Source organism: Acidobacteriota bacterium, from assembly GCA_030774055.1.
Lineage (GTDB): Bacteria > Acidobacteriota > Terriglobia > Terriglobales > Acidobacteriaceae > JACPNR01.
This window is the reverse complement of sequence record JALYLW010000007.1, coordinates 1-20,959: the sequence shown is the minus strand read 5'-3', so window position 1 is coordinate 20,959 and position 20,959 is coordinate 1. Positions and strand designations below refer to the sequence as shown.

The 20,959-nt window shown below is 63.3% G+C and carries 20 protein-coding genes; 10 read left to right on the top strand and 10 right to left on the bottom strand.

Annotation, left to right across the window (positions count from 1 at the left end):
• Positions 1–115: 115 nt before the first annotated feature.
• The 3 genes from uvrB to M3P27_00590 all read right to left on the bottom strand — a co-directional run bounded on the left by uvrB (position 116) and on the right by M3P27_00590 (position 3,569).
• Entirely contained in the window at positions 116–2,104 is a 1,989-nt protein-coding gene (gene uvrB, locus M3P27_00600) for an excinuclease ABC subunit UvrB (GenBank protein MDP9266807.1), read from the bottom strand.
• A gap of 153 nt (positions 2,105–2,257) precedes the next feature.
• On the bottom strand, positions 2,258–2,875 hold the full coding sequence (locus tag M3P27_00595; protein ID MDP9266806.1) for a hypothetical protein: 618 nt from the start codon (positions 2,873–2,875) through the stop codon (positions 2,258–2,260).
• The gene (locus M3P27_00590) at positions 2,868–3,569 is read right to left on the bottom strand and encodes an HAD-IA family hydrolase (protein MDP9266805.1); all 702 of its coding nucleotides are present in this window, start codon (positions 3,567–3,569) and stop codon (positions 2,868–2,870) included. The genes M3P27_00595 and M3P27_00590 overlap by 8 nt, the downstream gene beginning before the upstream one ends.
• Before the next feature lie 110 nt (positions 3,570–3,679).
• Here M3P27_00590 and M3P27_00585 point away from each other — a divergent pair, with 110 nt between their 5' ends.
• On the top strand, positions 3,680–5,875 hold the full coding sequence (locus M3P27_00585; protein MDP9266804.1) for a dehydrogenase E1 component subunit alpha/beta: 2,196 nt from the start codon (positions 3,680–3,682) through the stop codon (positions 5,873–5,875).
• Here the strand turns inward: M3P27_00585 and M3P27_00580 are convergent.
• The 3 genes from M3P27_00580 to M3P27_00570 all read right to left on the bottom strand — a co-directional run bounded on the left by M3P27_00580 (position 5,872) and on the right by M3P27_00570 (position 8,217).
• Entirely contained in the window at positions 5,872–6,288 is a 417-nt protein-coding gene (locus tag M3P27_00580; protein ID MDP9266803.1) for a type II toxin-antitoxin system VapC family toxin, read from the bottom strand. The two genes, M3P27_00585 and M3P27_00580, sit on opposite strands and share 4 nt — an antisense overlap.
• Positions 6,289–6,293: 5 nt before the next feature.
• Entirely contained in the window at positions 6,294–6,848 is a 555-nt protein-coding gene (locus M3P27_00575; protein ID MDP9266802.1) for a hypothetical protein, read from the bottom strand.
• A gap of 160 nt (positions 6,849–7,008) precedes the next feature.
• Positions 7,009–8,217, bottom strand: coding sequence for an aminomethyltransferase family protein (locus M3P27_00570; protein MDP9266801.1), 1,209 nt, complete (start codon positions 8,215–8,217; stop codon positions 7,009–7,011).
• Positions 8,218–8,433: 216 nt separating this feature from the next.
• On the opposite strand from M3P27_00570, the gene M3P27_00565 reads away from it, so the two are divergent.
• Complete coding sequence (locus tag M3P27_00565; GenBank protein MDP9266800.1) at positions 8,434–10,026, top strand: NAD(P)/FAD-dependent oxidoreductase; 1,593 nt, start codon at positions 8,434–8,436, stop codon at positions 10,024–10,026.
• Positions 9,927–11,618, top strand: coding sequence for an NAD(P)/FAD-dependent oxidoreductase (locus M3P27_00560; GenBank protein MDP9266799.1), 1,692 nt, complete (start codon positions 9,927–9,929; stop codon positions 11,616–11,618). Before M3P27_00565 ends, M3P27_00560 begins: the two co-directional genes overlap by 100 nt.
• Positions 11,619–11,640: 22 nt before the next feature.
• On the opposite strand, the gene M3P27_00555 is transcribed toward M3P27_00560, so the two are convergent.
• From M3P27_00555 to M3P27_00545, 3 genes are all read right to left on the bottom strand, one after another.
• A complete protein-coding gene (locus M3P27_00555) occupies positions 11,641–12,765 on the bottom strand; it encodes an aromatic ring-hydroxylating dioxygenase subunit alpha (protein ID MDP9266798.1) in 1,125 nt (374 codons plus the stop codon).
• Between the two features lie 76 nt (positions 12,766–12,841).
• The gene (locus M3P27_00550) at positions 12,842–14,251 is read right to left on the bottom strand and encodes an amino acid permease (protein ID MDP9266797.1); all 1,410 of its coding nucleotides are present in this window, start codon (positions 14,249–14,251) and stop codon (positions 12,842–12,844) included.
• 3 nt (positions 14,252–14,254) lie between these two features.
• Positions 14,255–14,431: a hypothetical protein gene (locus M3P27_00545; protein ID MDP9266796.1), complete on the bottom strand. Its 177-nt coding sequence runs from the start codon at positions 14,429–14,431 to the stop codon at positions 14,255–14,257.
• Between the two features lie 100 nt (positions 14,432–14,531).
• Here M3P27_00545 and M3P27_00540 point away from each other — a divergent pair, with 100 nt between their 5' ends.
• Complete coding sequence (locus M3P27_00540) at positions 14,532–15,266, top strand: methyltransferase domain-containing protein (protein ID MDP9266795.1); 735 nt, start codon at positions 14,532–14,534, stop codon at positions 15,264–15,266.
• Between the two features lie 471 nt (positions 15,267–15,737).
• Here the strand turns inward: M3P27_00540 and M3P27_00535 are convergent, their stop codons facing one another.
• Entirely contained in the window at positions 15,738–16,100 is a 363-nt protein-coding gene (locus M3P27_00535) for a hypothetical protein (GenBank protein MDP9266794.1), read from the bottom strand.
• Between the two features lie 89 nt (positions 16,101–16,189).
• On the opposite strand from M3P27_00535, the gene M3P27_00530 reads away from it, so the two are divergent.
• The 6 genes from M3P27_00530 (at position 16,190) to M3P27_00505 (ending at position 20,942) form a co-directional block, all read left to right on the top strand.
• A complete protein-coding gene (locus M3P27_00530) occupies positions 16,190–16,366 on the top strand; it encodes a hypothetical protein (protein ID MDP9266793.1) in 177 nt (58 codons plus the stop codon).
• A 55-nt stretch (positions 16,367–16,421) separates the two neighbouring features.
• Complete coding sequence (locus M3P27_00525) at positions 16,422–16,874, top strand: nuclear transport factor 2 family protein (protein MDP9266792.1); 453 nt, start codon at positions 16,422–16,424, stop codon at positions 16,872–16,874.
• A gap of 1,072 nt (positions 16,875–17,946) precedes the next feature.
• Positions 17,947–18,507 (top strand): NADH-quinone oxidoreductase subunit B, encoded by a 561-nt coding sequence (locus M3P27_00520; protein ID MDP9266791.1) that lies wholly within the window; start codon positions 17,947–17,949, stop codon positions 18,505–18,507.
• Between the two features lie 33 nt (positions 18,508–18,540).
• Positions 18,541–18,849 (top strand): Rieske (2Fe-2S) protein, encoded by a 309-nt coding sequence (locus M3P27_00515; protein ID MDP9266790.1) that lies wholly within the window; start codon positions 18,541–18,543, stop codon positions 18,847–18,849.
• Positions 18,850–18,976: 127 nt separating this feature from the next.
• A complete protein-coding gene (locus tag M3P27_00510) occupies positions 18,977–19,570 on the top strand; it encodes a metal-dependent hydrolase (protein ID MDP9266789.1) in 594 nt (197 codons plus the stop codon).
• A gap of 52 nt (positions 19,571–19,622) precedes the next feature.
• Positions 19,623–20,942, top strand: coding sequence for a DUF4412 domain-containing protein (locus M3P27_00505; protein ID MDP9266788.1), 1,320 nt, complete (start codon positions 19,623–19,625; stop codon positions 20,940–20,942).
• The last annotated feature ends 17 nt before the right edge of the window (positions 20,943–20,959 follow it).

The following is a 20,959-nucleotide window of genomic DNA, read 5'->3' as shown; positions in this document are numbered from 1 at the left end:
GAGCGGGCTCAGCTCGGCTGCGTCGCCCCTCGCGTTACGCTCGCGCGGGCCAGCGCTCGCTACGCGCTCACCCAGCTCGTCCAATCCGCATACATCCGCGCAGATCCGCGGCGAATCACGCGAACAGGAATTCTTTCGTCCTGAGATCGCGGATCAGGTCGCGCAACTTTGCCGCTCTCTCGAATTCAAACCGTTTGGCGGCTTCGCGCATGTCGGCCTCGAGCTTGACGATGTAGAGGTCGAGTTCTTCCTGCGTCTTGAACTCGGGCAGCCCATCGTCGGCGGAAGTAAAGTCGACGTAGTCGGCTTCGATGATCGCCGCCAGCGACATCTCCACCGGACGCACGATCGATTCTGGCGTGATGCCGTGCTCCACGTTGTAAGCGCGCTGGATGGCGCGGCGCCGGTCGGTCTCGTCGATCGCCTTCTTCATCGAGTCGGTCATGCGGTCGGCATAGAGGATGGCGCGTCCTTCCACGTGGCGCGCGCAGCGTCCGATGGTCTGGATGAGCGAACCGGCCGAACGGAGAAAGCCTTCCTTGTCGGCGTCGAGGATAGCGACGAGCGAGACCTCGGGCAGGTCGAGCCCTTCGCGCAACAGGTTGATGCCGATGAGCACGTCGAACTCGCCCTTGCGTAGCCCGCGCAGGATCTTGACGCGCTCCAGCGTCTCGATCTCGGAGTGCATGTAGCGGCAGCGCACGCCGACCTCGGCGTAATACTCGGCCAGGTCTTCGGCCATGCGCTTGGTCAGCGTGGTCACGAGGACGCGCTCGCCGCGCTCCACGCGCGCGCGGATCTCGTGCAGCAGATCGTCGATCTGTCCTTTCACCGGACGTATCTCCACCTCCGGATCCACCAGGCCGGTCGGCCGGATGATCTGCTCGACCACCACACCCGCCGAACGCGTTAGCTCGTAAGGCCCTGGAGTTGCAGACACATACACCGCTTGGTTAACGCGATGCTCGAACTCCTCGAAAGTCAGGGGACGATTATCCATCGCGCTCGGCATGCGGAAGCCGTATTCCACCAGCGTGGTCTTGCGCGAGCGGTCGCCGTGATACATGCCATGCAATTGCGGGACGGTCTGGTGCGATTCGTCGACGAATAAAAGATAATCGCGCGGCACATAGTCGAGCAGCGTCGGCGGCGCTTCGCCGGGAAGGCGTCCGGAGAAGTGCCGCGAGTAATTCTCGATGCCATGGCAGTAGCCGACCGACTTGATCATCTCCAGGTCGAACATCGTCCGCTGATGCACGCGTTGCGCTTCGACCAGGCGGCCCTGCTTCTCCAGTTCCTTCTCCCACCACGTCAGCTCTTCCTTGATGGAGACGATGGCATTACCGCGCGTCTCGGGCGTCATCACGTAGTGCGTCTTGGGATAGATGGGCAGGCGGACGTACTTGTGCTTCACCGTGCCGAACAACGGATCGATCTGCGAAAGGGATTCGACCTGGTCGCCCCACAACTCGATGCGGTAGGCGTTGTCGTCATAGGTCGGGAAAACCTCGATCACGTCGCCACGGACGCGAAAGGTCCCGCGCCGGAAGTCCACGTCGTTGCGCTCGTACAGGATCTCCACCAGCTTACGTGTGATGTCCTCACGCTTGATCTTCTGTCCCTTTTCCAGGAACAGCAGCATGCCGTAATATGCCTCCGGCGACCCGAGCCCGTAGATGCAGCTCACCGAAGCGACGATCACACAGTCGCGCCGCTCGAAGAGTGACCGCGTCGCCGAAAGCCTGAGTTTGTCGAGCTCGTCGTTGATGGTGGCTTCTTTCTCGATGTAGACGTCGCCGGCGGGAATGTATGCCTCCGGCTGGTAGTAGTCGTAATAGGAGACAAAGTACTCGACCGCATTGCTGGGAAAGAAACTCTTGAACTCGTGGTAGAGCTGCGCGGCGAGTGTCTTGTTGTGCGCGAGCACGAGCGCCGGCTTCTTCAGCTGCTCGATGATCTTCGCCATGGTGAAGGTCTTGCCCGAGCCAGTGACGCCGAGCAGCACCTGGTGCTTCTCGCCGTCGGCGAGTCCGCGAACGAGCTGCTCGATGGCGCGCGCCTGATCGCCTTGCGGCGTGTAATCGGATTGGAGTTTAAAGTCCATTGATTCGTGAAAACCGCTAGGCAGCGCCGCTCTGCGGTGACCGTGACGCGCTTCACCCTGCCTCTCGCGCTTAGGGAGAGGCGTCACAGAGCCGAAGATCGGCGTGTGGGCAATCCTCTATTATACGGCACGCGCGCGCGCGACTTCGGCGGGCTACTTCCAGCGATGTCCGGTCAGCTCGGCCTTGAACAGGCGTTCGTCCACGCGCGTGAGGTGTTTCTTCATGCCCGGCTGCAACAGCCTGGTGTGCGGGATGTCGCAGAGATACTCGGCGATGAACCACACGTCTTTGGCTACCATCCAGTGCCGGCGGTCGAAGCGCGCCAGGTTTACGGGACGCGAATACGTCCGTAGGGTGCGCTCGCGCCGGCGATTGCAATAGAGGTTGAAGTAGCTCATCGCCAGCTCGCGCAGGTTGCGAAAGACGGGATCGCGACCGCGACAGCCCGCCCAATTGGATTTCGCGATCGCGCCCCAGTGCCCGCGGACCTGGAAGATGGCCATCACGTGGTCGGTATCGTGCTCGGCTTCCAGGTCGAAGATGAGTGCCGGATACTCGATGGCGCGCAGCGCCGCGGCCGCAAAAATCGCGCCCTCGAGGCAGTGCGCCGTGCCCTCGCGCAGCACGCGCTGCGGCGACCATGCCGTGGGCGCGAGGTGGTAGGGCAGCGCGTCAAGGTAGCGCTGGATGCCGCCGGGCGTCTTGAGCGCGCGCAGCTTGCGCAGCTCGCCCTTCGTCAATCCGAAGTTCTCATCCTTATCGTTACCCATGCTGAGGCGCGAGCACCTGCGCCAGCTCTTGCGGCGTATCCACCAGCACGTCCGGTGGGACGGTCACGAGGGTATGCGGCGCGAAGCCGTAGCTCAGTCCGATGGAATACATGCCGGCGTTGCGCGCGGTGAGCACATCGATCTCCGAATCGCCGACCATCACCGCTTCTTGCGGCTGCACGCCATTCTCATCGAGCAGCGCATGCGCGCCCTGCGGGTCGGGCTTCTTGGTGTGAAAACTGTTGCCGCCATAGACCTGCACGAAGAAGCCGCCCAGGCCAAGCGCGTCCACGATCACCTGCGAGGGACGCACCGGCTTGTTGGTCAGCACCGCCATCCTGCGCGCAGCGCCGTTCGCCGACTGCGCGATCGCCGCCAGCGCTTCCTTCACGCCTTCGTAGACGTACGTGTTGTCGAGCTTGTGCTCGCGGTAGTAGCCGAGAAAATAATCGAGCCCTTCTTCCACGAACGCCTCATCGTCGGGATCGCACAGCGCGCGCCGGACGAGCATGGGAGCGCCATCGCCGATGTAGCCGGCGATCACGTCGCAGGGCAGCTCCGCTTTGCCAAAGTGTTTCAGCATGGCATTGATGGAGTTGGCCAGGTCGAGGCGCGAATCCACCAGCGTGCCATCGAGGTCGAAGATGACCAGCTTGATCTTGTCTGCCGGGATAGAGCGATTGATCTTGATCATTACAAGGTGAGTATATCGTCCGCGTCGCGCGCCGATTTACAATAGCCGGACAGCGCGGGTATCGTACAGCCCACAATCCCAAATCCATTATCTGGAACCCAAGGACACCGATGGCGACCACGAAAGTCGAGCCCAAGCCCGCGCCGAAAACCCAGCCGCCGCCGCCACCGAAAGGCGAACGGACCTGGCAAGGGCTCACGCGCAAGCAGCTCGTCGACATGTACTGCACTATGTTCATGTCGCGCCGGCTGGACGATCGCGAGATCTTGCTCAAGCGTCAGCAGAAGATCTACTTCCAGATATCCGGCGCCGGTCACGAGGCGCTGCTGGTCGCCGCCGCTGCCGCGCTGCGGCCGGGCTACGACTGGTTCTATCCTTATTACCGTGACCGCGCGCTCTGCCTTGCCCTCGGGATGTCGCCCTACGAGCAGCTGCTCGAGGCGGTGGGCGCGGCAGACGACCCGAGCTCCGGTGGCCGCCAGATGCCTTCGCATTGGGGACACAAGCGGCTCAACATCGTCACGCAATCTTCCCCCACCGGCACGCAATTCCTGCAAGCCGTGGGATGCGCCGAAGCGGGACGCTACTTCACCACCCATCCGGAAGCCGCGAAAAAACACTCAGGGGACTACCGCCAATTCAAAGACGTGATCTTCCACGCCGACGAGGTCGTCTACGTCTCCTGCGGCGAGGGCACCACGAGCCAGGGCGAGTTCTGGGAGGCGATGAACACCGCGGCGAATTCAAAGCTGCCCGTGCTCTTCGTGGTCGAGGACAACGGCTACGCCATCTCCGTCCCGGTAGAAGTGCAGACGGCGGGCGGCAGCATCTCGAAGCTGGTCGCCGGCTTCCCCAACTTCTACTTCGCCGAGTGTGACGGCACCGATCCGGTCGCGAGCTACGCCGTCCTCTCAAAAGCGATCGAGCACTGCCGCGCGGCGAAAGGCCCGGCGCTCGTCCACGGACACGTCATCCGGCCATACTCGCACTCGCTCTCCGACGACGAGCGCTTGTACCGCCCCGACAGCGAGCGCCAGAAAGACGCGGCACGCGACCCCATCACGCGCATGCAGATGTTCCTCATCCGCGAGAACATCCTGGAGGAGAAAGAGATCAACGCGCTGGAAAAGTCCGTGGACGACGAGATCCAGGAAGCCACCGATCGAGCGCTCACGGCGGCGCTGCCCGCGCCCGGCTCGTGGAAGCAACACATCTACTCGCCCGATCTTGACCCGTGCTCATCCGCTTTCGCCACCCAGCCCGCGACCGAGGGCGCCGATAAGACCATGGCCGACCTTATCACCGCGTGCCTGCGCGACGAGATGCGCCGCGACGAACGCGTGGTCATCTTTGGCGAAGACGTGGCCGACTGCTCGCGCGAGGAGTACCTGAAGCAGAAGCAGGTGAAAGGCAAAGGCGGAGTCTTCAAGCTGACCTTCGGGCTGCAATCGGAGTTCGGCTGCGAGCGCGTGTTCAACTCGCCGCTCGCCGAGGCCAACATCGTGGGACGCGCCGTCGGCATGGCCACCCGCGGATTGAAGCCCGTCCCCGAGATCCAATTCTTTGATTACATCTGGCCGGCGATGCACCAGTTGCGCAACGAGCTGCCGCTCATCCGCTGGCGCTCGAACGGAAACTTCTCCGCGCCCGCGGTGATCCGCGTCGCCGTCGGCGGATACCTTACCGGCGGCGCTATCTACCACTCGCAATGCGGCGAATCGCTGTTCACGCATACGCCCGGCATGCGCGTGGTCTTCCCATCGAACGCCCTCGACGCCAATGGGCTGCTGCGCACCGCCATCCGGTCAGACGATCCCGTGATGTTTTTCGAGCACAAGCGCCTCTACCGCGAGCCCTTTGGGCGCGCGCCCTATCCCGGCCCCGACTACATGGTCCCCTTCGGCAAAGCGCGTCTCTGGAAGGAAGGCACGGACATCACCGTCGTGACCTACGGCGCGGTGGTGCCGCGCGCGTTGCAGGCGGCGCAGAAGCTCGAACGCGAGGAAGGCGTCTCGGTCGAGCTGCTCGACCTGCGCACGCTCAACCCGTACGACTGGGAGGCGATCGCGGGATCCGTCCGCAAGACGAGCCGCGTCATCGTGGCGCACGAAGACACGCTCAGCTGGGGATACGGCGCGGAGATCGCCGCGCGTATCGCCGACGAGCTCTTCGAAGACCTCGACGCTCCCGTACGCCGCGTCGCCGCGAAAGACACCTTCGTCGCCTACCAACCCACGCTCGAGGACGAGATCCTGCCACAGGCCGAAGACCTCTACCGCGCGATGAGCGAACTGGCCAAGTTCTAGAGCGGTGAGCGCTCGAGATTGCTAATGAAGCGGATCTCAGGAATGATCTTGCGGCTCAGCGCTTCATCGTTCGTCAGGAACAGGTCGATGCTTGCCGCCGCGGCACACGCAAGGTGGATTGCGTCGGGCGGACGGATGCCGCGGTCCAGCCGGATCGAAGCGTAGTGCTGCGCTGCCTCCAGGTTGAACGGCAGCACCGTCACCTGATTCGACCTGAACAATCGCAGATAGTTGTCGACCACATCGTTCCGTCCTAGTCTTGCAGGTCTGACCAGGGTCTCTCCCACCGCGAGAGCGCTCGTAAAAAGCCGGTCGCCGCGTGCACGCATCCGGCTCGCGATCTCGATCACTCGGTCGGCCAGCAACGGGGTGCGCTCAAAAAGATAGACGAAGAGGTTGGTGTCCCAGAACACTCGGTTCATCGCGACTGGCTCACCGGTGGTAGTTTTGAATCCCTCTCCACCGACTGCGCGGGGCGCTCCTCAGGAACGTCGGTCCAGCCGGAGCGCAATTCGTTGACATAAGCGTCCGGGTCGACACCCTCCCAGACCTCCTTACCGCAGCCCAACATTTCCGCTATCAGATCCGGTGCGCTTCCAGGGCTTGCCGCCTTGCAGTAGTCATGCTCATACCAGTCCAATAGCGGCCGATAGCGGTCTGGGATCTCGTCGCGTTTCGGGACCATCTTGCCGCGCCGTTCTGGATGACTCTCATCTCCCGGTCGGAATAGGCGCACGGTAGCGTCAGGCATTCGAAACAGCATGCGGTAGCGCCCGGAGCGGGGAGGCAGGTTCGCCACCGCGTGCTCGTAGACATGCACCTGGACACCAGGCCGCAGCACCGGGAATGCCCGCTCGCGCCGTACGCGCTCCACCACTTCCTGGGCAGCGAATGACGTCCGGCTGGGTTGCTCGCGATGCAACAACGCCAAGCCGATCCACACCTCATCGGTCACCCTTAGATGGCCCTTCATGCTAATTCTTCCATTACCAAATTACTTGGTAATCTTACCAACAAAGGATAGGGGTGTCAAGGCCCAGCGCAGGGGCCCTTGTACGGCTCATGCGGGCGGGGCTGATTCGGAGGACTCGTGCGAACTGCCGGGCGGTCGAGCGCTGCCGGCGCACGCCTTCTCACCACGCCGGCGTAGCCGTCTTGCGTGGCGGATTGAAGAAGGGAAGTTTCACCACCGTCACCGGGACAGTGCGTCGCATCGCCTCCACCGTGATCTCCATGTACAACTTGGTGCCGAGTGCGGCATGGGGCGAGGCGACGCTGGCCAGCGCGATCATCTTCTTCAGCGTCGGCGACCACGTGGTCGAGGTCGCCTTGCCGATCTGCTTGCCGTCGCGATAGACGGGCACGTGCACGCGCGACGCCATGCTGAGAGCGACCGGCGGCAGCCCGACCGCGTCGTACTCCTTCTCTACCGCGATCCAGTCGACTTCGAGGCCCGCGAGTTGCCGCTCCGGGCCACGCTTTTGTTCTTCGAGTAGCGCGGCGCGCCCAACGAAGTTCGGCTTCTCGAGATGGACGAGCCTCCCCAGCCCGATCTCGAACGGGGAAAACTTCTGCGACTCGATCAGCGCCTTCTTGCTCGAGTTGTAGTCCACCTCGATCAGCAGCAGGCCCGCCTCGATGCGCGCCACGTCGAGGGCCAGCATGCCGGCGGCGTGCAGATCGAACTCGCGGCCCGCCGCGGTGAGCGCGTCCCACACTTTCACGGCGTCGTTCCACGGCATCCAGATCTCGTACCCGAGGTCGCCGGTGTAGCCGGTGCGCGAGATGTCCACCGGAACGCCGGCGATCTTCGCCGACGTCACGCGGAAATACTTTAGCTTGCGGATATCGATGTTGGCATCGGTGGTGATCTTCGCCAGCAGTCTTCCGGATGTTGGGCCCTGGAGGGCGACCGCAGCCACCTGCTCGGAGATGTCTTCAATAGAGACATCCATGCCGAGCGCGTTCTGTCGGAACCAGCGCAAGCTAGGGTCGGCCGCCGTCCAGCGATAGGTGTTCTCGGCGAGCCGCGAGATGGTGCCATCGTCGACGACTTTGCCCTGCTCATCGCACCAGCATGTGTAGATCACCTGGCCCACCGCGACCTTGTTCACATCGCGCACGTTCACGCGATCGACGAAGCGCGTGGCGTCGCGCCCGGTGATGCGGTACTTGTAGAGCGGCGAAACGTCGATGAGACCGGCGGCGTTGCGGATGGCATTGTACTCGTGCTCATGGTGCATCTCGTAGGCGCTGACCGTGTAGTATCCCGACCACTCGCGGTAGTTCAGGCTCTCGCAGAGCGGGAAGGTGCGTTCGTGGAATGCGGTTCCGATCGGCACAGGGCGCTTCTCCTGGACTACGAATGACGACTACACGAATGACGACTACGCGAATGACGTCGCGATTATAAACAACTGCACTACGCTGACCCAGTGCGCGCCGCCCCCGCAGACAAAACCGAGCTTCGTCGGTAGAATGACGATTCGCCTCTGACATCGTAAAAATGCCCAACCAGCATGGCCACTAAGCATGGCCACTAAGCATGGCTACTAAGCATGGCTACTAAGTACGACGCCATCATCATCGGTGGAGGCCACAACGGCCTCGTCACCGCCGCGTACCTCGCGCGCGCGGGTAAGAAGGTGCTCGTGCTGGAGCGCCGCCACGTGCTCGGTGGCGCGGCCGTCACCGAAGAGATCTTCCCCGGGTTCAAGTTCTCCGTCGCTTCGTACGTGGTCTCGCTGCTGCGTCCCGAGATCATCCGCGAGCTCGATCTGCCGCGTCACGGGCTCGAGATCCTGCCACTCGACGGCACTTTCACTCCCATGCCGAACGGCGACCATCTCTGGCGCGTGAACGATCACGGCAAGACGCGGCGCGAGATCGCTCGCCACTCGCGTGTGGACGCCGAGGCTTACGACGAATTCGGCAAGACCATGCTCGACATGTGCCGCTTCGTCAAACCCATCCTCAACATGACGCCGCCGGACCCCACCAAGCTCTCGCCGCGCGATATCGGCAAGCTGCTCTTTCTCGGCAAGCGCTTCCAGGGGCTGAGCTACGAGGACAAGTACAACCAGGTCCAGCTCATGACCATGAGCGCGGTGGACTATCTCGACCAGTGGTTCGAGACGGACGTGCTCAAGGCCACGATGTCCGCCTCCGGCATCATCGGGACCTTCCTGGGTGTGCGTTCGCCGGGTACCGCGTACGTGCTGCTGCACCACTACATGGGTGAGATCGATGGCGCCTTCCGCGCCTGGGGATTCGCCCGCGGCGGCACCGGCGCGATCTCGAACGCCATTGCCGATGCGGCGCGCGAGGCGGGCGTCGAGATCCGCACCGAGGCGCCCATCGCGCGCATCCTGGTGAAGAACGGCAAGGCCATCGGTGTGGCGCTCGCCAATGGCGACGAACTTTTCGCCAGCGTCATCTCCTCGAGCGTCGATCCGCACCTCACCTTCCTGCGCTTCCTCGATCCCAGCCAGTTGCCGCCGGAGTTCCTGGAAGAGGTGCGCCGCTACAAGTTCCGCGGTTCCTCCGGCAAGGTGAACCTCGCGCTCGACGCGCTGCCGGATTTCAAGGCTATCCCCGGCCCGGGCGCGCACTTGCGTGGCGCCATCTCCATCTCGCCGAGCGTGGACTACATGGAGCGCGCCTATGACGACGCCAAGTATGGCCACTACTCGCGCCGTCCTTACATCGACATGGTCATCCCCAGCCTCACTGATCCTTCGGTCGCGCCGCCGGGCAAGCACGTGATGTCTTGCTTCGTGCAGTACGCGCCTTACAAGCTGGCGGAAGGGGATTGGGACGAGCAGCGTGAAGCCTTCGGCGACACCGTGATCGACACCATCGCCGAGCACGCGCCCAACATCCGCAACATCATCGTGGGACGCCAGGTGCTCACGCCGCTCGACCTCGAACGCGAGTTCGGTCTCACCGAGGGCAACATCTTTCAGGGCGAGCTTTCGCTCGAGCAATTGTTCTTCCTGCGTCCGATACCCGGCTGGGCGCAGTACCGCACGCCGATCGACAACCTTTATATGTGCGGCTCGGCCACGCATCCCGGCGGCGGCATCATGGGCGCCCCCGGACGGCTGGCCGCACTCGAGATCCTCAAAGACTTCAAACGCGGAGCTGCCTAGCCATCGCCGACAAGAACATCATCGTCATCGGCGGCGGCCACAACGGCCTTATCACCGCCTTCTACCTCGCCAAGGCCGGGTGGAAGCCGCTCGTGCTCGAGCGTCGCGAGATGGTGGGCGGCGTTGCGGTCACGGAAGAGTTCCATCCCGGATTCAAATGCTCCGCGCTGCTGCACGCCGAAGGCCCGCTGCGTGCCGATATCACGCGCGACATGAACTTGCGGGGTCTCGAGCTGGGCGGCAAAGACATGCTGCGACCCGACCCGCGTCTGGTCGCGCTCTCTCCGGACGGCCGCGCGCTAGCTCTCTACGGCGACACCAAGCGCAGTGCAGAAGCCATCGGGCGATTCTCGCAGAAAGACGCCGGCAAGTATCCCGAGTTCGCACACGTGCTCGCGCAGGTGAGCGCGGTCATCGCAGAAGTGCTCGCGCTCACCCCGCCGGAGATCGATCACCCCTCGGCCGGCGATGCCTGGGGAATGCTGAAGGCGGGAAAGAAGTTCCGCTCGCTCGGCCGCAAGGATATGTTCCGCCTGCTGCGCTGGGGACCGATGGCGGTCGCGGACTTCGTTGCCGAGTTTTGTGAGACCGAACTGCTGCGCGCCGCCATCGCGGCACGCGGCATCTTTGGGACGAACTTCGGTCCCTGGTCCGCCGGCTCGACCATGGCACTCTTGCTGCACGCTGTCGCCGACCCACATCCCGCCGGCCCGGCAGCCTTTCCGCGCGGTGGCATGGGCAGGCTCACCGACGCGCTCGCCGACGCCGCGAAGGCCGCCGGCGCGCAGATCCGCACCGGGGCGCCTGTCGCGCAGATCGTAGTCAAAGACGGTATCGCGCGCGGCGTGGTGCTGACGAATGGCGAAGAAGTCGCCGCTGCTGCCGTGGTCTCGAACGCGGACCCGCGCAACACACTGTTGCGCATGGTCGATCCCATGCATCTCGGTCCCGACTTCATCTCCAAATTGCAGCACTACCGCTGCCGCGGCACCACCGCCAAAGTCAACCTGGCGCTCGGGTCTGAGCCGAAGTTCACCGCGCTCAAGGGGAACGACGCTGGCGCCGGCGCGGTCCGCATCCACATCGGTCCGGAGATCGACTACCTCGAACGCGCCTTTGACGCCTCCAAGTATGGTCGCTTCGCCGAACATCCTTATCTCGACGTCAGCATCCCTTCGCTGCTCGACCCGTCGCTGGCGCCGGCAGGGAAGCATGTGATGTCGGTCATCGTCCACTTTGCGCCGTATAAACTGCGCGAGGGCGATTGGGATTCGCAGCGCGAAGCGTTGGGCGACGCAGTCGTGAAAACACTTGTGGCGTACGCGCCCGAACTGCCCGGCACCATCGAAGCCCGGCAAGTGCTCACGCCACTTGATCTCGAAACCAAGTTCGGATTGACCGGCGGACAGATCTTCCACGGCGAGCTGGCGCTCGATCAGCTTTTCACCATGCGTCCGTTGCTCGGGTGGGCGCGCTATCGCACGCCGGTCGAAGGGCTGTACCTCTGCGGCTCAGGAACGCACCCCGGCAACGGACTCACCGGCGCATCGGGCGCCAACGCCGCGCGCGAGATCCTGAAGCAGCTGCGCTAGGGTTGCAAGCCAAAGATACGGCTCAGTCCGCGGCGACCGATTTCCCGATCGCGCTCTTCAAGTCCTGCGCCAGCAGGCGATGGAACAGGTGCTCACCCGCCTCGCGACGCACCGAGAGCCTACCTGCTCCGTAAGCTCGCGACTTCAATCCGCGCTGCACCGACTCGCAGATGGCGTGGTCTTCATCTTGTATGCGCTCGCTCACGTCCATGCTTTGCTGGTTACGCGCCGCGGCCGCCGCGCTCACGTCCGCAAAGTAGAACTCAAAGACCACCGCCATGCGGTCGATGGCGAGGGGCAGCACCAGGTTGGTGTCGAGGTAGCCCTCGTACCAGTTGAACATCACGTTGGGATAAAGCCAGAAGTAGAGTGCGCGTCCCTGCCGCACCTGCGCCGTCAGCTGCTCGCCGCCGCTGGCGTCTATGGGACTGGATTGCAGGCAGAAGCGCCCCTCGTTCTCGATGGTGTAGTTCTTGTACTCCAGGATGCTGTTCAGCCCCTTGTGCAGATGCGGCACGTGATATCCGCCATCGAGATAGTTGTCGACGAAGACCTTCCAGTTGCACTTCAGCTCGAAGACGCGGCGTCCGGCGAAGTGCAGCTTGTCGAGACGCATCGGCTGGAAGCGCTCGACCATCGCGCCGAGATGCTCCGCGAGCGGCGGCGCGTGCGCGTCGAGCGAGACGAAGACGAACTTCTCCCACGTCTCGGCCCGCGCCGGCGCCAGGCCCGTCTTCTCGCGCTCGAAGCACTGCACCCCGTCGAACTCCGGCACGCCCTTGAGCGTGCCGTCGAGGCCGTAGGTCCAACCGTGATACGGGCAGCGCAGGACGGAAGCCTTTCCCTCCGCTTCCGTCATCACCGCGGCCGCGTGATGGCGGCACACGTTGAAGAATGCGCGTAGTTCGCTATCGCTGCCGCGCACAACAACGACGGGTTCGCCCGCGACCTCCGCAGTGAGGTACTGTCCGGGCTCGACCACCTGTTCCGCGCGTCCGACCATCTGCCAGGTGCGCCCGAAAACGGTTTGCCGCTCCAGCTCGGCAATGCGCTCGTCCGCGTACCACGGGCCGGGAATGGTCGAGGCGCGCTCGAGCGGCGCGGTGTCGTCGTAACTGCGCAGGATCTTTTCTAAGTCAGCGTTCATGCGGATTCGTTATCCGGATACCAGCCTGTAATCCTATCGAGCAGCAGCGCTCTTGGAAAGTGCGGACAACGCAGCGCTACGCGGCCGTCTTCAGTTTCCGCTTGAAATACAAATACGCCGGGATTCCGAGCAACACGATCAGCGTCCCCGCCGCGGCTTCCTTGGGACGCTGGAACACGACCACCCCGCACCAGATCAGCGAGAGCACGATGTAAGCTGCGGGCGCGAACGGATACCAGGTGCAACGATACGGACGCGGCGCATCCGGACGTTTGTGCCGCAGGATGAATACCGCGCCCACGGTGAGCGTGTACATCAGCACGCCGACGAATATCACGTAGGTGTAGAGCTGGTCATAGCGTCCGCTGACAGCAAGCACCGCCGACCATATGCCTTGCGCGATCAGCGCCAGCGACGGCGTGCGGTACTTCGGATGCACGTAGCCCATGGCGCGGAAGAACACGCCATCACGTCCCATGGCGTAGACCACGCGCGCGCCGGCCAGGGTGCATGCCGACGCTGCGCCGAAGCAGCTCACCGCGATCAGTACGCTGACCCAGCGTCCCACCGCCGGCGAGAACAGCGATATCGCCGCGGTGTTCGCGATGGTCGCCTCCGACGCCACGCGCTCGATGGGCAAAGCGTAGAGGTAAACAACGATCATCGAGATGTAGACCGCGCCGACGGCGAGCACGCCCAGCACCAGCGCCAGCGGGATATTCTTCTGCGGATCCTTCACCTCACCCGCGGCGCAGGTGATGTAGTTCCATCCGTCGTAAGCAAAGAACACCGCGATGAGCGCGACGCCGAATCCCTTGAACAGATCGGCGGTGGGCAGGGGGGCTACCGCCGTGAAGTGCGACCACGAGCCGCGTCCGATGGTCACGCCGAGCACCACGAAGATGGCGATGGCGCCGAACTTTGTCCAGGTGGCGATGTTCTGCATCGTGGCCGCGCGGCGCAGTCCGATCACGTTCACCCACGTCAGCACGCCGATGGCGACGATGGCGAGCACGCCCGCGCGCGTGAGGGACCACGAGCCCACGGCGAGCAGTACTTTGTCCGCGCCGTAAGGGATGATGGCCTCGGAATACGCCGCGAAACCGACGGCGAGCGCGGCGATGGTCCCGGAAAAGTTCACCGTGATGACCATCCAGCCGAACAGGAACGCGGCCAGGTCGCCGTAGGCCTCGCGCAGGTAGACATACTGTCCGCCGGAATCGGGATACATCGCGCCCAACTCGGCGAAAGCGAAGCAGGCCAGCAGCGTGATGGCGCCGCCCACCACCCACACCGCGATCAGCCACAGCGGATGCGGCAACGGCGCGGCCGTGTCTTTTACCGCCAGGAAGATGGCCGAGCCGATGATGCCGCCCACGAGCAGCAGGACGGAATCCACCAGCGTGAGTCCGCGGACCAGCGTGGGCTGCTGGCCTTCTCCTGATGCCTGCGATTTCGAGTCAGCGGCGTGGGCGGCTCCGGTCATCCTTTATCCCATCCCCAGGTCGGCGGCGGCCTCGAGTGGTGTGCCGCAGACGCGGCAGATCACCGCGGAGCAGTCGCCGCACGTCAGTGGATCGGTGACCTCGCGCGCGCACTTGGGACAATAGAGCGTGTCCAGCACCGCAGGGCGTTCTTTAGGGACCTCGGCGGGAGGTTCAGGCATGCGCGCGAATGTAGCACGGCGAAGCCTCCGCAGGAAAAGCAGATTCCTCGCCCGCCACGGCGGGCTCGGAATGACAAGCGTGAACTCTTACAATAGGCCGATGACCATCGACGAGCAGATGCAGAAGGAGTTCAACGACTGGGCCGCTGCCGGGCGCGGCGAGGAGATGGAGCGCCACCACGCGTCCATCGTCGAGCAGACGCTGCGGCTGATGGACCTGCGTCCCGGCGAGCGCGTGCTCGATATGGGATGCGGCGCCGGCTGGGCCACGCGCATCCTGGCGCGCATGGTCGGTGACGGTCCGCAGGGACACGGCCAGGTCATCGGCGTGGATATCTCCGACGAGATGATCCGCCGCGCTCGCGCCACTTCCACCGAGTTCGACAACGTGATGTTCGTCTGGGGAAGCGCGCACCAGCTTCCCTGGGAAGAGAACTTCTTCGACAAAGTGCTCTCCGTCGAGAGCTTCTACTACTACGCCGACCAGGACCGCGCCGCCCACGAACTGTTTCGCGTGATGGCGCCCAAGGGCCGCCTCTTCATCCTCATCAACCTATATAAGGAGAACCCACACTCGCTGCGCTGGGTGGAGGCGCTGAACGTCCCGGTGCAGGCGCGCTCCGAGCAGGACTACGTGGAGCTGCTGCGCGCGCACGCCTTCGAGAACGTGGCTGCGCGGCACGTCCCCGACCTCTCGCCCACGCCCGACGAATATTCCGGCAAGTGGTTCAAGAACGCGGAAGAGTTGCGCGACTTCAAGCAGATCGGCGCGCTGCTGCTGACGGCCGAAAAGCCGAACGTGCGGTCGTCCGCGCCGCCGTATCAGATTTACTAGAACCGATCTACGGAAGGGCTGTCCGGCTTTAGTGTTTCCGCATCGCCATCGGGATATACCCCTACCCCCCGGGGGTGGGGGTATTTGTCTTTAGAACCATCAGGTTACGGATCGGGACACCCGATGAGCGATCGGGTATCCCGATTGCTCGAAACCACCGCGGGGATTGGGTTACCCCCTCCCCCCTCCCATTCTTGCCCATTTCCGTTTGAAGTCATCACGTTACGGATTGGGTAACCCAATGAAGGATTGGGTTACCCAATGGCTTGGCTGGGTTCAAGTTTTCAAAGAGCGCGACGCCTTTCTGGAAAGCACCGGTGGAGTAGGCACGTTTCAGTGGGCACACCCCGCCATGTCCAGTATGCGCCAACGGGAGGGGTAAACCGGAAAACTATCTTGTGACTTTATCGTTAAGCGATTCAGTGGGTTAGGGAGAAATCGGGGCGGAGAGGGGCTTGACAAGATTTTTTCCTAGGGCTCCTCTGAAACCTCGACCGTGTTGCCCTCGCCGTCGCGAAGTTCAAAGAACTTCGGGTCGTCGCCTTGTATTGGGCCCGCGACCACTCCACGCTCGAGCAACCCCTGATAAGCCTTTTTGATGTTGCCGGTGAAGATCACCGGCACGGGGTAGCTGTTCTGGTCGCGCGCTTTCGGGGAGAGGCAGATGGCCGGCTCGTCGTCTCCCGGAAATTGCAGTGCGACACAATCCGCGCTGTCATCCCAGCTACCCGGCACGGGCACACGACGGCAGTCGAACGCCTTCTCCCACCAAGTCGCCGCTAACCCCGGGTCGGCACACGCACCCACGATCGCGTCGGCATGAAAGAGAGACATAGCACCTCACTGCGTCGAACTATAATCGCGTTCCATGTGACTTGGGTGGGAGATTCTAGCGCCTGGCATCCACTCAGAAGGACGGGACCATGAACGACGACAAAGAGATCGAAGTCTTATGTAAGGGCGGCTGTGGAACGACGTTCAAAACTTTCCTCACAGAGATGAAAGAGCAGAACACCAAGGCCGTTTGTCCAAAATGTGGGAAGGTCCACGATTACGATCCGTCGGCGCAGGCAGGGAAGGACCGCCCGCCAAAGCCCTGAAACGACGCACGGCACCGTACGGACAGTTCACGTAAGAGATGGAAGAGGAGACAACATGCGCAAAGTAGTCTTTGCACTCGCGATCGTGCTGGTGGCGGCGTTGGCCGCGGCGTCGGACAAGAGCGACGCGGTCGCGGCGGTCCACCAGTTCGCCGACGGCTTCAACCAGGGTGACGTCGCCTCGGCGCTCGCGACCTGTGCCTCGCCAGCCTCCATCGTCGACGAGTTTCCGCCCTACGCGTGGCAAGGCCCGAAAGCCTGCGCCGACTGGGCGCATGACTATGACGCCGACGCCAAGAAAAACGGCATCACCGACGGCAAGGTCACGCTCGGCAAACCGTGGCATGTCGACGTCAGCGGCGACCGCGCTTACGTCGTGATGCCGGCGAAGTACAGTTTCAAGCAGAAAGGAAAGCGCGCCACCGAGCCTGCCTCGATTCTCACCGTAGCCCTGCAGAAGGGCACTGCCGGCTGGCGCATCACCGGCTGGGCTTGGAGCAAGCGCTAGACACCCCGTTTGACTTGGCTAAATGGCGCGAACGCACGCTCGCGGGTGCTCATCCGTTGCGAAGGGAAAGCATGGCGCATCACGGAATCATCGCAACCATTCTGCTGCTGGCCCTTTCGGCCGCTGCACAGACTGCGCATCCGACCTTTACGGATGAAGTTGGAAATTTCGGCGTCCGCCGCGACGCTCGCGTGTGGCCACTACCGGAGACGATCACGAGAGATCTCCGCTCGCCTGACGATCGAGTGCGATTAGGCGCGCTCGACTTGGTTGGATTGACGGATAAGCAGGCCCACTCCGCGACTTGGGGACGGACTTCGCCCGCCACAGTGACCGGTCGAAAAGTCGTATCCCCCGACCAAGTCACCCTTACCTATGCGTCGCTGGGTGCCGATGCGACTCAGTATGCGATCTTGGCCGTCTTCCTATACGAGAGCCAATTGACCTTCGCCGCCGTCGCAGCGCCGACGCCGCAAGGCGGTTGGAGACGCATCGCAACATTCGACTGCTGGTGCAAATACGAGATGGTCTTGGCGAAGGATGTCCTGAGCGAGTTCGTGAGCCTCCAGCTCGCGCCGGTGTGGACCTCGCCCGGACCACAACGTTTTGAGTTGGTACTACGTGCGAGTGGAGGCGGTACGGGGATCTACGTGATGAACGAAGCGCACTTCCGCGTGTTTAACGGGGAACTGCGTCGTGTCATGGATTTCGTATCCCGCTCGCGCTCGTGCGTGCAGACCGGTCCGCCGCCACGAACCTGTACCCTGCAAGTCGGTTGGTTTGTGCCAGCCTCTGTCGATGGCCGGAGTGCTCGCGTGCTGGTCCAGGGTCAAGGGCAGTACTTTGCAGGGAAGATGGCTGACGCGGAGCACAATGCCCCCGGATTGGAGAATCGGAGCCTACGAAGTAGGACGTGTCGCACGTATGTCTGGAATGATTCTGCCTTTCGTTATGAACCAGGAAGCGCCGCATCCCCCTGCACAGCACAAGCGGCCGAGGTTGGGCACGTCCCTTGAGACGTTTGACTTGGCTGCGCGCCGCTCTCTAGACTAGCGTGTTCATCAGGAGACGCATGGGCTGGCTGCAAAACAAGTTCGAGAAGAACTTCCTCATCACCACGGTGGACTACGTGTTCAACTGGGCGCGCAAGTCGGCGCTCTGGCCGATGACGTTTGGGCTGGCCTGCTGCGCCATCGAGATGATCGCCAGCTCCACCGCGCGCTTCGACATCGCGCGCTTTGGCGCGGAGGTGTTTCGTCCCAGCCCGCGGCAGAGTGACCTGATGATCGTTGCCGGCACGGTGACGCTGAAGATGGCGCCGGTGGTGAAGCGCATCTACGACCAGATGCCCGACCCGAAGTGGGTGATCTCGATGGGCGCGTGCTCCTCCGTCGGCGGCCCGTTCAATACCTACGCCGTGTTGCAGGGCGTGGACCGCATCGTCCCCACCGATGTCTACGTGATCGGATGTCCGCCGCGGCCCGAAAATCTCTTCTACGCGCTGCTCAAGTTGCAGGACAAGATCGACTCCATGTCGCTGGCCAAGAAGCCGACCGAAGTCCGCTTGACCGACCACATGGCGGCGGACTTCAAGCGGCAAGTCATGATCGCGCAGACGCTGCAGCCGAAGTAGTTCTCAGTTCCCAGTTCTCGGTTCTCAGGAGCGATGGCAGAGTTCCGCAAACTCGCGAGCACGGCCGAGCTTCCCGCGGAGAACCGCGCCAAGGAATTCTCCCTCGACGGCAAGATGATCTGCGTGGCCAACGTGGGCGGCGTGATCTCGGCGATGGACAATGTCTGCATCCACCGCGGCGGTCCACTCGGCACCGGCGTGGTCCTGGAAGGCAAGGTCGTATGCCCGTGGCACGGCTGGGCCTACGATCCGCAGACCGGCGCCGTCGCACACAATCCGGAGTTGAAGACGGCGGTCTATCCCATCAAGGTCGAAGGCGACGACGTAATGATCGAGGTCTGATTTTCACTTCACTCACGATACGAAGGGTCATGCTGAGTGACCGAGGGGCCCCGCCGCTTTCTCCAGGCGGGGTATCAGTCGCGAAGCATCTTGGTTTGGGCGATGCCGACACTGTAAGCTGCCCGCCATGAGCCCGGTCACGCACTTCCTGGTTGGCTGGATGGTGGCCAACATTCCGCCCGCCAGCGGCCCGCACGCCATCGGACGCCGCGAGCGCGCAGCCATCGCTCTCGCCGGTGTTGCGCCTGACCTCGACGGACTCGGCGCCATCCCCGAAGTGCTAACCAAGCACAGCGCGCATCCGCTGCTCTGGTTCACTGACTACCACCACGTTCTCGGACACAACTTAGCGTTCGCGCTCCTTGTTGTGGCCGTCTGCTTCGCGGTCGCGCGCGAGCGACGCTGGCTGACTGCGCTGCTGGCGTTCGCGAGCTTCCATCTGCATCTGCTCGGCGACCTGGTCGGCGCGCGCGGGCCAGACGGATATCAGTGGCCGGTCCCGTACCTCGCGCCCTTCTCCGATCGTTGGACGTGGACATGGCACGGACAATGGGCACTCAACGCCTGGCCCAACTTTGCCATCACCGGCGTGGGCCTGCTGCTCACGTTCTATTTGGCGTGGCGGCGGGGTTTTTCTCCCATTGAGATGGTTTCGCCGCGCGCCGACCGCGCCTTTATCGCCGCGCTGCGCGCGCGTTTTCCGCTGGCCGTCACCCGTTAGTGGTATCTTGTTGCCCGCAATGTCGGCTCGACTCTTCCGCCAGGAGACCTCCATGCCAAACCTGATCCGCCGTATTGCCGCCGTAGTGATGTCGTGTGCGTTTGCCGGCGCCGCCTATGGCGCCGACCTGAAGATCACCACCCGCAACACGATGGCGGGGAATTCCAGCGAGGGCACCACATACATCAAGGGCATGCGCCAGCGCACCGAGATGCAGATGGGCCCGATGCAGCAGGTGACCATCACGCAATGCGACCGGCGCCAGATCCTTACGCTGAGTGACGCCTGCCGCACCTACATGGTCGCGCCCATGGACGACGACAGCACCGGCACCGCGCCGCGGTCTTCGAATAACGCCGCTTCCAACAACGCGCAGCGCGACACTGGACCGCCGCGCCAGGGCGGCACCCTGACCCTTAACACCAGTTCGGCCGCGACCGGCGAGACGCAGAAGATGTTTGGCTACACCGCGCGCCGCATCCGCAGCACCATGACCATGAATTCGAGCCCCGACGCCTGCAACCCGGCCAACATGAAGATGGAATCCGATGGCTGGTATGCCGACTTTTCCGGTGGCGGACTGAGCTGCTCGGCCACACCGCGTCCGGGCGGCGGCAATATGGGCCGCGTGCGTCCTGATTGCCAGGACCGCGTCCGCTACACCGGCGGCGGCATGCGCAACCTCGGCTATCCCATGAAGCTCACCACCACCATGACCGACGCGCAAGGTAACACCTACACCAGCACGCAAGAGACGACGGAGCTTTCGCGTGCGACGCTCGATCCCGCGCTCTTCGATGTGCCCGCGGGCTACCGCCAGGTGGATAGCTACCAGGGACTGATGTGCCAAGAGGCGATGAGCGGCATGGGCAGTGCCAGTCGCCCGCCCCCATCGCGTCAGGACGACCAGATGCAGGGCCACCGCCGTGGCGGGCGGGGCCCGCTCTGCGTCGCGCCGGTGCTCAACCAGACTTCTACTTCAGTGGATAACGAAACCTGGCGCGATACGCTGATCACCGAACTTCAGCGCGTCCGGGTGGAGTCGGTGAAGCTCGATGCGCAGAACCAGTTCGACCTGCGCGCCGAAGCTGCGGCCAAGGGATGCCATTACGTGCTCTATACCGACGTGACGGAGTTGCAACAGCCATCTGGAGCACGCCGCCGGGCACGCGCCGCCGGCGCGGGCGCTGGCGCTAATCCTGCCAACAACTATCGCTCGTCGTTGCACGTGCAGTTGCAGCCGACGGATGATTTCATGCCCCGGCTCGACGTCACCACCAACGGTACCGGCAGCAACCTGGATACCGCGGGCGAGGGCGCACTGCGCTCCGAAGCGCAGCAGGTCGCAACCGAGCTGAGCAAGCCGAGATAGCTGCTACAACGCAAAGG

Excerpts from the sequence above, each read along its gene's own strand:
- uvrB (MDP9266807.1), bottom strand. The coding sequence starts at position 2,104 with ATGGACTTTAAACTCCAATCCGATTACACGCCGCAAGGCGATCAGGCG.
- M3P27_00595 (MDP9266806.1), bottom strand. The coding sequence starts at position 2,875 with ATGGGTAACGATAAGGATGAGAACTTCGGATTGACGAAGGGCGAGCTG.
- M3P27_00590 (MDP9266805.1), bottom strand. The coding sequence starts at position 3,569 with ATGATCAAGATCAATCGCTCTATCCCGGCAGACAAGATCAAGCTGGTC.
- M3P27_00585 (MDP9266804.1), top strand. The coding sequence starts at position 3,680 with ATGGCGACCACGAAAGTCGAGCCCAAGCCCGCGCCGAAAACCCAGCCG.
- M3P27_00575 (MDP9266802.1), bottom strand. The coding sequence starts at position 6,848 with ATGAAGGGCCATCTAAGGGTGACCGATGAGGTGTGGATCGGCTTGGCG.
- M3P27_00565 (MDP9266800.1), top strand. The coding sequence starts at position 8,434 with ATGGCTACTAAGTACGACGCCATCATCATCGGTGGAGGCCACAACGGC.
- M3P27_00555 (MDP9266798.1), bottom strand. The coding sequence starts at position 12,765 with ATGAACGCTGACTTAGAAAAGATCCTGCGCAGTTACGACGACACCGCG.
- M3P27_00550 (MDP9266797.1), bottom strand. The coding sequence starts at position 14,251 with ATGACCGGAGCCGCCCACGCCGCTGACTCGAAATCGCAGGCATCAGGA.
- M3P27_00545 (MDP9266796.1), bottom strand. The coding sequence starts at position 14,431 with ATGCCTGAACCTCCCGCCGAGGTCCCTAAAGAACGCCCTGCGGTGCTG.
- M3P27_00540 (MDP9266795.1), top strand. The coding sequence starts at position 14,532 with ATGACCATCGACGAGCAGATGCAGAAGGAGTTCAACGACTGGGCCGCT.
- M3P27_00535 (MDP9266794.1), bottom strand. The coding sequence starts at position 16,100 with ATGTCTCTCTTTCATGCCGACGCGATCGTGGGTGCGTGTGCCGACCCG.
- M3P27_00530 (MDP9266793.1), top strand. The coding sequence starts at position 16,190 with ATGAACGACGACAAAGAGATCGAAGTCTTATGTAAGGGCGGCTGTGGA.
- M3P27_00525 (MDP9266792.1), top strand. The coding sequence starts at position 16,422 with ATGCGCAAAGTAGTCTTTGCACTCGCGATCGTGCTGGTGGCGGCGTTG.
- M3P27_00520 (MDP9266791.1), top strand. The coding sequence starts at position 17,947 with ATGGGCTGGCTGCAAAACAAGTTCGAGAAGAACTTCCTCATCACCACG.
- M3P27_00515 (MDP9266790.1), top strand. The coding sequence starts at position 18,541 with ATGGCAGAGTTCCGCAAACTCGCGAGCACGGCCGAGCTTCCCGCGGAG.
- M3P27_00510 (MDP9266789.1), top strand. The coding sequence starts at position 18,977 with ATGAGCCCGGTCACGCACTTCCTGGTTGGCTGGATGGTGGCCAACATT.
- M3P27_00505 (MDP9266788.1), top strand. The coding sequence starts at position 19,623 with ATGCCAAACCTGATCCGCCGTATTGCCGCCGTAGTGATGTCGTGTGCG.